At 50.3% G+C, this 16,155-nt stretch carries 9 protein-coding genes; 8 read left to right on the top strand and 1 reads right to left on the bottom strand.

All coding sequences use genetic code 11. The features are described 5' to 3' along the window. Positions 1 to 8: 8 nt before the first annotated feature. Positions 9 to 1,139: an N-acetylglucosamine-6-phosphate deacetylase gene (gene nagA / locus ACJJI1_RS03050; RefSeq protein WP_444958504.1), complete on the top strand. Its 1,131-nt coding sequence runs from the start codon at positions 9 to 11 to the stop codon at positions 1,137 to 1,139. A 29-nt stretch (positions 1,140 to 1,168) separates the two neighbouring features. Here nagA and ACJJI1_RS03045 read toward each other — a convergent pair whose 3' ends face one another. Further along, entirely contained in the window at positions 1,169 to 2,215 is a 1,047-nt protein-coding gene (locus ACJJI1_RS03045) for a LacI family DNA-binding transcriptional regulator (RefSeq protein WP_413663098.1), read from the bottom strand. A gap of 828 nt (positions 2,216 to 3,043) precedes the next feature. On the opposite strand from ACJJI1_RS03045, the gene edd reads away from it, so the two are divergent. From edd to ACJJI1_RS03010, 7 genes are all read left to right on the top strand, one after another. Continuing rightward, positions 3,044 to 4,864, top strand: coding sequence for a phosphogluconate dehydratase (gene edd, locus ACJJI1_RS03040; RefSeq protein ID WP_444958503.1), 1,821 nt, complete (start codon positions 3,044 to 3,046; stop codon positions 4,862 to 4,864). A 53-nt stretch (positions 4,865 to 4,917) separates the two neighbouring features. Beyond that, complete coding sequence (zwf, locus tag ACJJI1_RS03035) at positions 4,918 to 6,378, top strand: glucose-6-phosphate dehydrogenase (protein WP_444915689.1); 1,461 nt, start codon at positions 4,918 to 4,920, stop codon at positions 6,376 to 6,378. A 69-nt stretch (positions 6,379 to 6,447) separates the two neighbouring features. Further along, positions 6,448 to 7,158 (top strand): 6-phosphogluconolactonase, encoded by a 711-nt coding sequence (gene pgl, locus ACJJI1_RS03030; RefSeq protein WP_444958502.1) that lies wholly within the window; start codon positions 6,448 to 6,450, stop codon positions 7,156 to 7,158. A 21-nt stretch (positions 7,159 to 7,179) separates the two neighbouring features. Beyond that, the gene (gene eda, locus ACJJI1_RS03025; RefSeq protein WP_444958501.1) at positions 7,180 to 7,806 is read left to right on the top strand and encodes a bifunctional 4-hydroxy-2-oxoglutarate aldolase/2-dehydro-3-deoxy-phosphogluconate aldolase; all 627 of its coding nucleotides are present in this window, start codon (positions 7,180 to 7,182) and stop codon (positions 7,804 to 7,806) included. Positions 7,807 to 7,881: 75 nt separating this feature from the next. Further along, positions 7,882 to 8,916 (top strand): type I glyceraldehyde-3-phosphate dehydrogenase, encoded by a 1,035-nt coding sequence (gene gap / locus ACJJI1_RS03020; RefSeq protein WP_444958500.1) that lies wholly within the window; start codon positions 7,882 to 7,884, stop codon positions 8,914 to 8,916. Positions 8,917 to 9,034: 118 nt separating this feature from the next. Then, positions 9,035 to 10,471, top strand: coding sequence for a pyruvate kinase (gene pyk / locus ACJJI1_RS03015; protein ID WP_444958499.1), 1,437 nt, complete (start codon positions 9,035 to 9,037; stop codon positions 10,469 to 10,471). 879 nt (positions 10,472 to 11,350) lie between these two features. After that, positions 11,351 to 16,147: an RHS repeat-associated core domain-containing protein gene (locus ACJJI1_RS03010; protein ID WP_444958498.1), complete on the top strand. Its 4,797-nt coding sequence runs from the start codon at positions 11,351 to 11,353 to the stop codon at positions 16,145 to 16,147. The last annotated feature ends 8 nt before the right edge of the window (positions 16,148 to 16,155 follow it).

Here is a 16,155-nt window from a genome sequence, read left to right as displayed (position 1 = left end):
AGGGGGAAGTGGGGGTTATCCTGATTGCTGAAAAGCTATTTGATGGCGAGCGCATACTTGCAGATGTTGCTATCACCATTGGAGATAGCGGACTGATTTCCGCAGTGGGTGGGGGAGTGAGTTCCGATGCTGAGCGCTTACCGGGTTTGTTGGTGCCGGGCTTTATTGATATCCAGGTCAATGGTGGTGGTGGTGTACTGTTTAATCAGGAGCCCTCAGTTAATGCGCTTCAGCAAATAAGCGAAGCCCATAGTCAGTTTGGTACCAGTGCTTTCCTGCCCACCTTGATTACGGATAGCTTTGCAGTGATGCAGCGGGCAGCCGATGCGGTAAGTGGGGCCTTGTCCAGCGGTGTTCCGGGTGTGATTGGAGTACATTTTGAGGGGCCGCATTTAAGTGAGGCCAAAAAGGGTACCCATGAAGGAGGGTTTATCCGCTCTTTGAGTCATGAGGAGCTTTCCCTCTACGCCCGGGAAGACCTGGGAATCCGCTTGGTCACTCTGGCGCCAGATTGTGTATCGGTATCCGATATCCGAAAGTTGGTTTCCCTGGGAGTTCATGTTTGTCTCGGCCATTCGAATGCGAGTGCTGAAGTTGTTGAAGCTGCGTTGGATGCTGGAGCGACAGGATTTACCCACTTATACAATGCAATGTCCCCGCTTCATTCGCGTGAGCCGGGTATGGTGGGGGCAGCCCTGATCCGGGATGATGCCTGGTGTGGATTAATTGCCGATGGCCACCACGTCAGTACCGGCGCTATGGCGTTAGCTTTGAAAGCAAAACCTCGCGGTAAGTTGTTACTGGTAACCGATGCAATGTCGCTAGTGGGCAGTGATGCCACCAGTTTTCCCCTATTTGATCGAGTGGTTACACGAGACGGGGGTAAACTGACCTCCAGCACCGGAGAATTAGCGGGTTCTCACTTGGATATGATCGGCGCGGTTAAAAATATCCGTGACTGGTGTGGGATTGAGTTGCCGGAAGCGCTGCGCATGGCAAGTTTGTATCCGGCGCAGTTCCTTGGTCTGGGAGCAGGTGTAATTACTGAAGGGGCCCGAGCGGATTTGGTTTTATTAGGTGAGGATCTGCAAGTGAATAGGACCTGGAGCCTGGGGCGTGAAATTTATCGACGAAATTAACTTTCCAGATCTCTCTTAAGCTGAAGGGGTTATGTGGGCGCGGGGCCTGTGGATTGTCGAATAATTAACTCGGGGGTGAAGCTACGGTATGTTTCACCCTCTTTCCCGGAACCATTGAGTTCTTTTGAACTTTTACACTGAATTTTCTCAAGCAGTAATTCTGCTGCCGAACGGGCGATTTCCTGGTTGGGTTGGTGTGCGGTTGTAAGTTTGGGCCAGGTTTGTCGAGAAAATGGGCTGTCTTCAAATCCTGCGATAGAGACTTGCCCGGGAACATCAATCTTTAACATACGGGCGGCAAATAGAGCGCCCGCTGCGATTTCGTCATTAGCGGCAAATATTGCTGAGGGAGGTTTGTCGCTGTCGAGGATCTTTCTCGCATTGATCTCGCCCGATTCAAATGAATATTTCCCTTCAACAATCAAATGTCGGTCTACTGCTATTCCTGCATCTTCGAGTGCCTGGCTGTATCCATTTTGGCGCCCCAATGTGGAAAGGTGCTCCTCGCCTCCGCTTAAATAAGCGATACGCTTGTGCCCGAGTGAAAGTAGGTGCTGGGTAATATTGTAGGCGGCCTGGCGGTCGTCAATCTGTATAGACTTTCCCTTTGCTTTCTCTGTATTGGTGGAGGAAATAATTCGCACAAATTCCACATTCATGGATTGGAGCGTATCGATAAAAGAAGGTGACTCTGAAAAAGGGGGGGTTAGGACCAATCCGGCTACTTTGCCGTGCTCGACCAGTTTATTTAAGTCGCTGTGGATAACTGGAGATTTCGAATTGCAAGGGTGGATAAGTAGCTCATACCCTTTTGCTCTGCAGGCCTCCAATATGCCGTTTTGCATATCGATAACGTAGTGGGCATTAGGGTTGTCATAAATAAATGCGATGGAATAGGAGTGTGTCCCCGCCAGATTCCGCGCTGCCAGACTGGGTGTGTAGTTCAGGCTTTTGACTGCGTCGAGCACTTTTTGCCGAGTGGCTGCGCGTACAGAGGGCTCATTATTGATCACCCTGGACACTGTTTTGATAGATACGCCGGCGCGCTCGGCAACATCGTTAATTGTGACTTTCATGCATCAACTAGTTCTATCTGAGCCTTGGCCTTGCTGGCATCGACAAGTAAGTATTGCTGGAAGGTGGGATTTTAACAGTTATGAGTCTGCAATTAGCTTATGGGGTGCGCCTCCTTTCTTAATTTGTGGGTAATTTGTAGTTTTTTATCCCAATTCTTTGAGATTCCTAGACCTTATCATTTGTCTGTAAAAATTCTACACCTAAGTAAGGCCAATCTGTCACTTTGTGACTGAATGAAGGCATTAAGCTTCCCAGTATTAAAGAAAATGATGGCTTTTATGCCAAATACTGCCTATATGCCTGTCTCCCTTGGTTAACATCTTCAATCACTATTTGAAGCCTCTTGAAAGTTTTTGTAGTTTTACTACATAATGCGCATCAATAAGATTGAGTGGCTACAGATTGGGTGAATTACTCAAGCCGGGTGTCCAAAGTCTCTACCACCTCAGTGGGGAGGAGGTTCCGGCATTGTTGGATCACTAACATTCAGCTCTAAGAGCGGGAAGAGGCTCGGAAGTGAGATTTCTACCCGATAACAGGATTTCCCATGAGTCTCCATAAGCAGTCTTGCCGTGGGCTGAAAGGTTGTCCGCTGGAATGATTGGGTTTCCAGCGATCTGATAAAAGCAACTTTGTTCCTCCTGCTTCAGGTTTACGATTGGGCAATAGGACATTGATGGCACTACAACCGTAGGGTTGCAGCGGGAGCCATTCCGCCGAAAGGCGCTCCACGGAAAGATAATCACAGGTGGCTGATGCCACTGAAATGTGACCCTGGTGGTTTTTGTAACTAGAGACCACCTCAACAGAGTTATTACGGAATAGTCATGGTTCACAGCAAGCTTCAGACCGTTACCGAACGCATCATTAAGCGCAGCGAAGAAACTCGTGCAGAGTATCTGGCGCAGGTTGAGAAAGCGCATATTGAAGGGCGGGCAGCGGCACATGTGTCTTGCGGAAACTTGGCCCACGCAATAGCCGCATCTCCGGAAGGTGATAAGCAGTTGATCGCCTCGGGGCGGGGGCCGAACCTGGGTATCGTCAACGCCTACAACGATATGTTGTCCGCTCATCAGCCTTATGGTGCCTACCCTGCTCAATTGAAAGAGGCAGCTGCGCGCAATGGCGCAACGGCCCAGGTTGCCGGTGGCGTACCGGCAATGTGCGATGGGGTGACTCAAGGGCGTGCAGGGATGGAACTCAGCCTGTTTTCGCGAGATGTGATTGCCATGTCCACAGCAATCGCGCTTTCGCATGATGTTTTCGAAGGAGCCATATTCCTGGGTATCTGCGACAAAATTGTCCCCGGCCTGGTTATTGGTGCTCTCTCTTTTGGCCACTTGCCTTCAATTTTTGTACCTGCGGGTCCAATGCCCACAGGCCTGTCCAATGCGGAAAAAGTCCGGGTTCGCCAGCTCTATGCTGAAGGTAAAGTAGGGCGCTCTGAACTATTGGAAGCCGAGAGTGCTTCCTACCACAGTGCCGGCACCTGCACCTTTTACGGCACTGCCAACAGTAACCAGATGTTGGTAGAAATTATGGGACTGCAATTGCCCGGCAGTTCCTTCGTAAACCCCGGTACCGAATTGCGCTCGGCATTAAATGAAGCTGCCGTGGCGCAATTGGTAAAAATTACTGAACCGAGCCGGCACACTTCGGTAGCTAAAATTCTCACCGAAAAAGCATTCGTCAACGGAGTGGTGGGACTGCTCGCTACCGGCGGATCCACAAACCACACATTGCACCTTATTGCGATGGCGCGTGCAGCAGGTATTCAGTTGACTTGGCAGGATATGGCAGACCTCTCTGAAGTGGTGCCGCTGCTTTGTCATGTCTACCCGAACGGCACTGCGGATATTAACCACTTTGCCGCAGCCGGCGGTATGCAGTTCCTGATTCGCGAACTCCGCTCCGCAGGCCTTTTACACGATGATGTTCACACAGTACTCGGTAATTCCGGTCTTGAACCCTACTGTGAAGACCCCTTCCTCAACAGTGATGCTGGCGGCGGTGTGGTTTGGAAACCTACTCCAGAAGAGAGCGGTGATACGACGGTCATTCGTCCAGCCACTGACCCTTTCTCCCAGCATGGTGGTTTGCAGTTGCTCGAAGGAAACCTTGGGCGCAGTGTAATCAAAGTCTCTGCGGTTAAATCTGAGCATCTCAAGGTGAAGGCGCCTGCCATTGTCCTGGATAACCAGGACGACCTGCTCAAGCGATTCAAAGCTGGTGAGTTAGAGCGCGACTTTGTCGCTGTAGTGAGATTCCAGGGGCCTCGCGCCAATGGTATGCCGGAACTGCACAAGCTGACACCGACGTTGGGGGTGCTGCAGGATCGTGGCTTTAAAGTGGCATTAGTCACCGATGGGCGTATGTCCGGCGCTTCCGGGAAAGTCCCAGCGGCCATTCATATGTCACCGGAAGCCGTAGAGGGCGGTGCAATTGCCAAGGTGCAAGAGGGTGACATGATTGAACTCGACTCGGAGGCTGGTGTTTTACGCGTACTGGTAGATGAAGCTGAATTTAATGCCCGCCAGCCGGCCCAGTGTGACCTGTCTGAAAGTGCCCGTGGTACCGGCCGTGAACTATTCGCTAATATGCGCGGGCTTGCCAGTGGTGCAGAGACCGGTGCAAGTATTCTTTATTGATTATTACGGAGCCAAACAGGCTCCGAGACAAGAACGATCTCAGAGCAAAATTTATGATTAACCCTTTTGATATGGTGTTATTTGGTGGAGGCGGAGACCTTGCACTGCGCAAGTTACTACCGGCACTTTACCGAGCATTTAGAGAGGGCAGCTTGGTTGAGGGCTGTCGCATCCTTCCGGTGTGTCGCCGCCAGTCAGATGTTGATCAATATATCGATACAGCCCACCAGGCACTGCAAAAATATCTCCGTGAGGGTGAGTACAGTGCTTCGAGCTGGGACCAATTTAGCCAATTACTTTGTCCGATCGCACTGGATATCGCCGTACCGGATAGCCAGTGGGATCACCTGGCAGAAATTCTCGGTTCCGACTCAGAGCGGGTTCGTATTTTCTATTTGGCAATACCGCCTGCGGTATTTGGTCCCTGTTGTGAAAACCTCTCAGTAAAAGGCCTTATTACTGGAAATTCCAGAGTCGTAGTGGAAAAGCCACTGGGCTATAACGCCCAAACCTCTGATGAAATTAACAGTAAAATTGCCAGTTACTTCCCGGAAGATAGTATCTTCCGTATCGATCACTACCTGGGTAAAGAAACTGTCCAAAACCTTCTTGCACTGCGTTTTAGCAATGTATTGTTTGAGCATCTTTGGGATGCAAAAACCATTGATCATATCCAGATCAGTATTTCAGAAACCGTAGGCCTGGAAGGGCGTGCGGGTTTTTATGATGAAACTGGTGCTATGCGGGATATGGTGCAAAACCATCTGCTGCAACTGCTGTGCCTTATCGCCATGGAATCTCCCAACAGTATGTCGGCGAAGAATATCCGTGCAGAAAAAATTAAGGTGCTTGAGGCTTTGCGCCCGCTTACCGGAAACTTGGTCGATAAAAACGTTGTGCGTGGCCAGTATATAGCTGGGCAAATCAATGGCAATGATGTTCCTGGTTACCTCGATGAGCTCGACGGTGGAACCAGTTCAACCGAAACCTTCGTTGCCATTCGAGCGCATATCGATAGTTGGCGTTGGGCAGGGGTGCCGTTTTACTTGCGTACTGGTAAACGCATGGAAAAGCGCTGTGCCGAAATTGTAGTGCAGTACAAAAATGTTTCTCATCATGTGTACGATGAGTCAGCCGGAAAGATTGTTCCCAACCGTTTGGTTATTCGCTTACAGCCAGAAGAAAGTATCAAACTGGTTTTGATGGCGAAGAAAATGGACAGTCTCACCACCGAGTTGCAACCGGCTGAATTGAATTTAACCCTTTCTGATACTTACGACAGCTTCCGCAGCGACGCTTATAAGCGCCTGATGTTGGATGCTGCAGCAAATAATCCCGCGCTTTTTATCCACCGTGACGAAGTAGCTGCTGCCTGGGCGTGGGTGGATCCAATTATTGAGCATTGGCGCGAAACGGCTAATCAGCCGCAGCCCTATCCTGCAGGTAGCTGGGGGCCAGAAGAGGCAGAAAAACTGCTGTCACGCAGTGATCGTCATTGGTTTAACGCGCAGTAATAATTTGGAAAGCCGGCGCAGCTATTAATTTTACCGCGCCGGTTTCCACTAAGAGAAATGGAAGAATCCATGGCTGAAGAAAAATTTTTCCAAGATCGCGAGCGCCTGGTGCAGGCTCTAGCCCACGATTGTGCTTGCGAACTGCAAAAAGGTATTAAAGAAAATAATCACGCAAGTCTCCTGGTATCTGGCGGCAGTACGCCGGAACCAGTATATCGCGAGCTATCCAAACGCCCGCTTCCGTGGTCGCAAATTACAGCGGCTCTCGTTGATGAGCGCTGGGTAGAAAAAACCGAAAGCGGTAGTAACGCAGCTTTTATTGAAAAGTCGCTTTTACAGAATTTTGGCGCCGAAGCCAATTTTCTGGGTATGAAAAATTCACATGCATCAGCCGCTGAAGGTGAAGAGGCCTGTGAGCGCGCATATAGCGAGTTGCAGAAACCGTTTGATGTTTGTCTGCTGGGTATGGGCAGTGACGGCCACACCGCATCACTATTCCCCCATTCACAGGGCTTACAGGATGCACTAAATCCTGAATCACAAAAGTTGTGCAAGGCAATTACTGCTAATCAAAGTGAAGTTACCGGCTCCAATACCGAGCGTATGACTTTGACCCTGAGTGCAATTTTGCAAGCGCGCAATATCAAGTTATTGATCACTGGCGAAGAGAAGCTAAAAGTTTATCGCGAGGCGTTGCTCGGCAGTGATGAGTTAGAAATGCCGGTGCGCAGTATTCTTAAGCAGGGGCTGAAACCAGTCACTGTTTACTGGGCGCCTTAACGAAAGATTTGGAATTATCTGATGCAGAAAAATATCGCCGAGATTTTGCAGGTAGCTGGCGTTGTCCCAGTACTGGTTGTAGATAAAGTTGAAGATGCCCTCCCTCTTGCCGGCGCTTTGATTGAAGGTGGCCTGAAAGTACTTGAGGTAACCCTGCGCACTGAGGCAGCCCTGGAAGTTGTTGAACAAATTGCAAAACACCTGCCGGAAGCCCATGTGGGAACTGGCACGGTGCTCAATGGTGATGATCTGCGTCGCTCTATCGAAGCCGGCGCCAGCTTTATGGTGAGCCCCGGTGCAACCGACCGCTTACTGGATGCTGCTGAAGGCAGTGAAGTACCGTTGCTGCCCGGTGCTGCCAGTGTTTCAGAAGTGATGCGCCTCAACGAGCGTGGTTATCGCTACCAGAAATTTTTCCCAGCCCAGGCGGCAGGGGGAGTGCCAATGCTGAAATCCATTGGCGGTCCGCTACAGGACGTTCGCTTTTGTCCCACCGGTGGTATAGGGCCTCAAAATGCCCCGGACTTTCTGGCTCTGAACAATGTGGTCTGTGTCGGTGGTTCCTGGATGGCGAGTAGTACTCTGGTTCGTGAAAAGAACTGGGCAGAGATTACTCGTCTGGCAAAACAAGCTGCGGAATTGAAATAACACACACTCGGTATGGTGCACTCGCAAGCGGGTGCCACTTGAAAAACCAGAAGCATATAAAGAGGGTAAAGCGAGATGAAAATTAAAATTGCCATTAATGGTTACGGTCGTATCGGTAGAAATGTCACCCGAGCTATCTATGAATCAGGCTACAGCGATCGTGTTCAATTGGTCGCGATTAATGATCTCGCTCCGGTAGCTTCTAATGCTCACCTAACTCGCTTCGATACTATTCACGGTCGCTTTGGTACAGACGTCAAAGTCGATGGTGATGCTCTGGTTATTGGTGGTGATCGAGTTCAGGTTTGCCAGGAGCGCGACCCTTCCAAATTGCCTTGGAAGCAATTGGGTGTGGATTTAGTCCTGGAGTGTACTGGCCGCTTTACCGATCGCGCTTCCGCTTCTGCCCATATTGAAGCCGGTGCCGCTGCAGTGCTGATTTCTGCGCCCTCAAAAGATGCGGATCTCACAGTTGTTTACGGTGTAAACGACAGCAATCTCACTGCGGATCACCGTGTGGTATCCAATGCATCCTGCACCACCAACTGTCTGGCACCTGTAGCTCAAGCACTGCATCGTGAATTGGGTATTGAGCGCGGCTTTATGACCACCGTGCATGCCTATACCAACGACCAGAATACCCAAGATGCGGTGCACGCAGATATTTATCGTGCCCGTGCGGCGGCGGATAATATGATCCCTACCAAAACAGGTGCGGCTGCAGCGGTAGGTTTGGTATTGCCTGAGTTAAAAGGTCGCCTCGATGGTATGGCCGTCCGTGTACCGGTAAGCAATGTGTCTCTAGTGGACTGTCAGTTTATTGCCGGCCGTGACACCACCGCCGAAGAAGTTAACCGCATTATGCAGGAAGCTGCTCAGGCCAGTGGCGGTGTACTGACTTACTGCGATCAGCCCTTGGTATCTGTGGACTTCAATCACACCAGTGCCTCCAGTCACTTTGATGCCAACCACACTCGTGTGAATGGTAACTTGGTGAAGGTCATGGCCTGGTACGATAACGAGTGGGGCTTCTCCCACCGCATGTTGGATACCAGTCTGGCAATGGCTGAGTCACTTCAGTTGAAGCAGCCTGTTGCTGAATCCGCCTGATCCCCCCTCATTTACCATATTTTGGTAATTCAATTACTGAGGGCCATTAAATGGACATAGAATTCCTGTTTGATAGCCCTCTGAACCTCCTTCTCAAATTATTAGATGACGGGATCTTATGATTCGCCATACAAAAATCGTAGCAACCTTAGGCCCGGGTACGGACAAGCCTCGCGTAATTGATGAAATGATTCGCGCAGGGGTGAACGTTGTACGTCTGAACTTTTCTCATGGATCGGCAGAGGATCACCGACGCCGCGTTACAGAGGTGCGCAACGCGGCCGAAGCGCAGGGAAAAATTGTTGCGGTTTTGGGGGACTTGCAGGGTCCCAAAATCCGCATTGCCCGTTTTGCCAAGGGCAGTGTACAGCTTGAAAACAATGACGAATTTACCCTCGACCTGGATTGCCCGGTTGAAGGGGGAGATGAACACCGCGTTGGAGTGGATTATCCAAGCCTGATCAGCGACTGCCAGTCCGGCAATATCCTGCTGTTGGATGATGGCAAGATTCGCCTTGAAGTAACCGGCACTACACCAAGCAAGCTCTATTGCCGAGTTTTACAAGGCGGTAAGCTGTCGAATAACAAGGGCATCAACTTGTTGGGCGGGGGCCTGTCTGCACCGGCACTGACAGAAAAAGACTACCGGGATATCAAGCTGGCAGCAGATCTCGAAGTGGATTTCCTCGCAGTCAGTTTCCCGCGTTGTGCGGAAGACCTGGATACTGCTCGCAAAGCCATGGCAGAGGCTGGTAGCCAAGCGGCGATCGTCGCCAAAGTTGAAAGGGCCGAAGCTGTTGCCGATGATGAACAAATGGACAGCCTAATCCTGGCTTCCGATGCGATTATGGTAGCTCGCGGTGATTTGGGGGTAGAGATCGGAGATCCTGCTTTGGTCGGGGTGCAGAAAAAACTGATCAACCGCGCAAATGCTCTCAATCGCGCCGTAATCACTGCAACACAAATGATGGAGTCGATGATTACCAGCCCGACTCCCACCCGTGCCGAGGTGATGGATGTTGCCAATGCGGTGCTGGACGGTACAGATGCAGTTATGCTGTCGGCGGAAACAGCTGCAGGCGATTACCCGGTTGCCGCTGTGGAATCTATGAGTGAAGTGATTATCGGCGCTGAACAGTATTTGGGCAGTGTTCCCTACACTGCAGAGGACCACGGTTCTTCAGCTTTAATCGATACTGTAATTGCCCAGGCGGCGATTGATGTTGCAACGCGCGTGGAGAATCTCTGTGCTGTAGCCGCACTGACCGAGTCTGGCCGCACACCGAGAATGATGTCCCGTGCAAATACTCGCTTGCCGATCTATGCACTAACCCGGCACCCTAAGGTCGCTCGCCAGCTGATGCTGTTACGGGGAGTAGAGACAGTGAGCTTTGATCCGGCTTCAGTTCCCCTGGGACATTTAACCGAAGCGGTTATCGAGGTATTAAGCTCTAGAATCGATTTGCAGAAAGGGCAGCGGGTACTGATTACCCAGGGGGAACGCCTCAATATGGGTGGGCATACCAACTCCATGAGGATCAAAGAGATCGAATAGGCTTTCTGAAAAAAGGCCCGGGCACCTGATAATGAGGTTACTGGGCCTACTTCAACCCATACGCGCTTTATTTGCAGTTAACGCTATTTTCCAGCTATTCATGTTTGCTGATTTTCCCCTTTCCCTCAGCCTGTAATTGAATTGTTTTGTGATAAGTGTCACAAATTTAAAAGTTCAATTTCACGGTCCGCCAAACGTTATCTAATTAGATACTTTTATCAATAACGGAATATTGATACTCGCTGTTGAGAAATTATCCAATTACTTTAATCAACTGGACAATAATTGTTCATAGAAATTGTATTGCGGGATATTTTTCTAATACGCAGGTACTATATCTATTTGATTATTAAAAATTAATCGATGATAGTTTTAGTCTAATTCTTCATTACTGAAGTTTTGATCATTGTTCCCGAAAGCTTCGCGACTCAGCTTAACACTTGCTATCTACCGTATTTACCTAATTTGCGGTAACCTCGCGAAGTAGATCTCAGCCCTATGTTTTATTCGGCGCCACCTGGATTCTTAACCTCTTTAGATTGAAAAGGAAAATAAGAATCTAATCGTTAGTATTCTTCTAGCACGGTAGCCCTTAAGCTCCCTTTTTTGTATAGAGAATGTTCTTCTCAGCGGCTTCGTTGTGTAATGGCGTGGTATTGGCTGGTCTTTCAATTTCGATTTTAATCGACGCCGACAAAGCCCGGAGGAATTATCAGTTGAAGTCACGCTGGTTTCAGCTTAAGGGTATTTTGTTCGAAAAATAGACGGAATCGAAAGCTTACCGGAGTTCTTTGGGGGTTCCCTAATGTTCGCGGGTGAGAGTTAACTGAATTAGGTCCCCACTAGGTCCAGATAGGCGTAAGTGTTTAAAGGATTATCATGCAGCTACGTGTTGAAAATAAGCAAGGCATCCAGTACGAAGTGAGAGTAGGGTGGACGTACCCGCTGGGAATTCCTATGCAGGTCGATGTCGGTCACTTGCTTTCGATGTTCGACGATGCGGTTATTGAGAAAATTTACCAACACTTTTTCAGCCTGGGTGGTAGCTCCTGCAATTTGCTCAGTACCAGTATTCAAGCGGGTACTTCGGGCACAATCTTCCTGGGGCCCCTATCTGAGCCGCCTGGCCACTTGTCCTCTTCTGAACGAGAGATTTATCGCGCTTTAATCCAGAATCGACTGATTATTGAAGAAGCGCCAACGGCAGCTACCGTAATTGCTGAGAAACAGGCTGAGTTGATTGCCAAGATTCGTATCGGCCTACAGCAAATTATTGCCCAGGAGAGGGCAGAGGCGGCTCAAATCCAGCAGCAGCATGAGAAGCGCTCAATGCTGGAAAAAGTGGGTGCCTATATTGAAAGTGGCGCGACCGGTTTTGGCAATGCCGCCTGGGGCTTGGCGGTATGGACAAAAGATGTGCTTGAAGTGGCGCAAATGCTGAATCCTCTGCGTCAGTCGCATAGGTTGGGTGTTGCCACAGCAAATTACTTCTGGAATGACAAGAGCTTCGCAGAATCTGGCCAGGAGTACGTTACGGATCTGCAAAAAGAAGTGGTGGATGTACTCGGTTTTGACCCTTCAAAGGTTACTCGGCAGCAATTGGATTTGGCATTCGACGTTGCTCAAATTATTTACGATGATCCGGCCCTGCGCGGGGTTATCTTCCGTTTTGCCGAGGATTATGTAAAAGCACAACACAGCCTGGAAATTACTGAAATAGCCGGCGGTGGTGCCTTTGAAATTATCCTCACTATCGTCCTAGCGGCGATTACTGGAGGCGTCGGCGCCGCTGTAGCTATGGCCAAAAATGCGCGCCTGCTGAAGTCCTTTAAAAATGTCGGCGAGCTGATGTTGGACTTGGCCAAACTGAAGAAGCAGCAACAGTTACTTTCCAAGAAAAAGGGTGGCAACGCTAAGGGAGGGGAAGGCGCTAACTTCTCCGATTTGAGTTCCTCTGAAGCGGCGGCTCCGCCAGCCAGCTCTGGCAGTTCTGGTGGCTCAGGGGCTAGCAGCACTGCCTCAAATTCCAATCAAAGCAATAGTGGTTCCAATAATAATTCAAGTGAGTCGCAAGGTAGCCAAGCGAATAATAGCAACGAGCCGGACAATACCAATAGCGACACCGGGGAAAACCAGAACGGTGACACCTCCCAGTGCAATGCCAATGCCTGTGAAGGTGGTGAACCGATCAACTTAAAAACAGGTGAAGAGCGTCTGACTTTGGTGGATACGGTGCTGGATGGCCCGCTGCCACTAACTCTGGCGCGAACTTACCGCAGCAGTAACGCCAGGGATTTCGGTTTGGGCCACGGCTGGACCCACACGTTGAATGAGCGCCTGGTATGGCGTCCAGGCAAAGCGGTACAGTTTCATGATGCCGAGGGCCGGGTAATCAGCTTACCTGCACCGGGTAATAGCGGCCGCAGCCACAATGTGGTGGAAAAGTTATCGCTGACTCGCATCAATGATGAGCACTGGGTTGTAACTCCTTACGGTGCTTTAAATGGTATTCAGAAACACTTTAAGGCTACGGGTAATAATGGTGCCTTAAAGTTGTCCGAGATTCGCGATGGTTATGGTAACTATTACCTCTTCCACTATATCGATGAGCGTCTGATTTGTATCGAGAGCAGCCTTGGTGAAGCTCTGCATATCAGCCCGCCCGAAGGGCAGTCGAATAGTCTGCGCATTGGCGAACTGAAGAAAGAAACTCGCGATGGCCGCATCAAAATACTGGCCCAGTATGAATACAGCGAAGAAGGTGATTTGATAAAAGCCACCGATGCGGATGGCTACAGTGAGCAATATGAATATCACCAGCATGTTATTTCCAAGCGCACCCTAAAAACCGGTTACCGCTTTTACTTTGAGTGGGATAAAGAAGGCCCATCTGCCCGTTGCGTACGCCAATGGGGTGATGCTATCGACGGGCAGGCTACCTACAACTACAAATTTGCCTGGGATGAGGATGGCCACGGCGTTACCGTAACGGATACTCGTGGGGGACAGGAACGTTACCGCTTTAATGATCGCGCCCTACCGATTTATCACCGCGACCCTGAAGGTGCAGAGACCCTCTACAGCTACAACGATCTGGGCCAAGTTACCAAAGTACAATTGCCCAGCGATGATGGCAGTCGGCGAGAAGAACTCTATAAGTATGATGACCAGGGGCGCTTGATACAAAAGACCGATGCCGCTGGCAACAGCCACCGCATCGAGTACAACGGTGAAGGTCTGCCTGCCAAAGTGACTGATCCCGCCGGTAACTCCTGGCAACGTGAATACAACAAGAAAGGCCAGATCGTCACCACCAAAGACCCTCTTGGCAGTAGCACCCGATATAGCTATAACCCGGTAGGCTTGATTGGCAGTGTTACCGATCCCTTGGGCAACGCCACTCGCTATCTATGGAACCCGGAAGGTAAGCTGGCAGCGGTCAAAGACCCCATGGGCCGCACCCAGCACTATCGTTATGATGGTGCCCGCCGCCTGGAAGAAGTTCAGCATGCCCCCGGCCAGATAACCCGCTATGAATACGACGCCCAGGATCGAATCCATGCAGTTATTACCCCGGATGGAGCCAGGACTCAGTACAGTTACAACCCCCAGGGGCTGCTTGCGGAAGTTATGGACCCCGAAGGCCGCAGCACCTGCTACGCCTACGACGGCCTCAGCCAGGTTAAGATGCGCACTAACCCGGACGGCAGCCGCCTGGAGTACCACTACGACGGCGAGCGCAATCTTGTGGGCCTCACCAACGAAAATGGTGAGCGATACCAGCTCAAATACGACCTGAACGAACGCCTGATTGAAGAAGTGGGCTTCGATGGACGCGTGACTCGCTACGCTTATAACCGCGCCGGGCACCTGATTAGTTCCAGGGCAGTCACTGATGCTGATACCGGCAAAGGTGTGGATACCATCTTTGAGCGCGACCCCTTTGGCCGCCTATTGGAAGAAGTCACCCCAGATGGTGCAACCAAGTTCCGCTATAGCCGCAGCGGCCAGCTGATCGAAGCGGAAAACGCCCACCGCAAGCTGCGCTGGGAATATGATGCTAACGGACGCGTAACTGCGGATTGGCAGGGCAAAGATAAACTCAGCCATAACTATGATGCTGCCGGCAATCGCATCGCCACGACCTTGCCCGATGGTGAAGTGCTCAACTTCGCCTTTAACCCCGCCGGCCAATTCCAGAGCCTGCACCGCCGCCCGGTAGGCAGCAACACCGATCAGCTGATTACTAATATCAATCATGATGAGCAGGGCAGGGAGAGTCAACGCCAGCACGGTAATGGACTGAAAAGCCAGCGAGACTATGACCCTCAAGGGCGCCTGCAAAAGCTGAGCCTGGGCAAGGCCGGTGGTCCAGTGTCAGATCCGACCCAGGAATCTAACTCAATCCTGGAGCGCAGCTACCAGTACAATAAAACTGGGCAGATTGCCAAAATCGAGGACAGCCTGCGCGGTACTCGCAGCTACCATTACGACGCCCTGGATCGCCTCACCCAGGTTGATGGCCCCAGCCCCGAATATTTTGTGCACGACCCTGCCCACAATATTCTGGCCGCCGCTAGATCAGAAGATGAAGCCAAACAGCAGGCCAGTGCCACTCAAGTCAAGGGCAATCGCCTAGCCTTCCGTGGCGATACCCACTACCGCTACGATATCCACGGCAACCGTATCGCCGAACTGCGTGGTAAAGGGCAGAAACTGCAAACCCGCTATCACTACAACAGTCGCCAGCAGTTGGTGCGGGTTGAAAAGCTCAAGGTGGAAGATGGTGCAGAACAGCTTCAGCAAGAGATTCACTACCAGTACGACCCGCTCGGCCGTCGTATTGGTAAGGTAACTAACAGTGAACAAACCAGCTTCCTCTGGGATGGGGATATCCTGCTTCGTGAAAACAAATCCGATATCCGCACCCAACAAGATCTGAAAACTCGGACCTACTATTTTGAACCGGGTACTTTTAAGCCGGTTGCATTGAAAGAAGATGAACAGGTTTACCACTACCATCTGGATCACCTGGGAACGCCTGATACCCTTACCAATCAGGAAGGTGAGGTGGTTTGGAGTGTTGCCTATAAGAGCTATGGCAATATTGCGTTAGCTCATAAAAATCAGATTGAGCAGCCGATTCGCTTTCAGGGGCAGTATTTTGATGAAGAGACTGGGCTGCACTACAATCGGTTTAGATACTATGATCCGCAGATTGGGGAGTTTACTCAGCAAGATCCAATAGGATTATTGGGTGGCATTAACAACTACAAATATGTTCCTAATCCTGTTCATTGGATTGATCCATTTGGGTTAACATGTAAAGAGTATGTTTACCAGCTGAAAAAAGATGGAAAGGTCGTGTACATTGGGATTACGGATGATCCAAGCCGTAGGGTTGGAGAGCATGCAAGAGTTAAGGATTTTGATGAAATGGAAGTCCTCACAGGTGTTTTAAGTCATGATGATGCGCGGACACTTGAGGGCGGGTTAATAAGGCAGCGGTTAGAAAACTCTGGAGTTCCTAACACGCTATCCGTTGAAGACCAGCTAAGTGAGGCGGGTTTGCTAAACAAGAATCGTGGGCGAATTGAAGATCGTTGGGTGGGTACCCCTAAATACAGTAAAATTAAAGCCCAAGATGAAAGAACTATTTTAAAGCCAAAAAGTTAGAGAGATAT

Source organism: Microbulbifer maximicatervae (SeqCode) (assembly GCF_052467065.1).
Note: the sequence above shows the minus strand (reverse complement) of the source record. Positions and strands in the feature narration are given on the sequence as shown.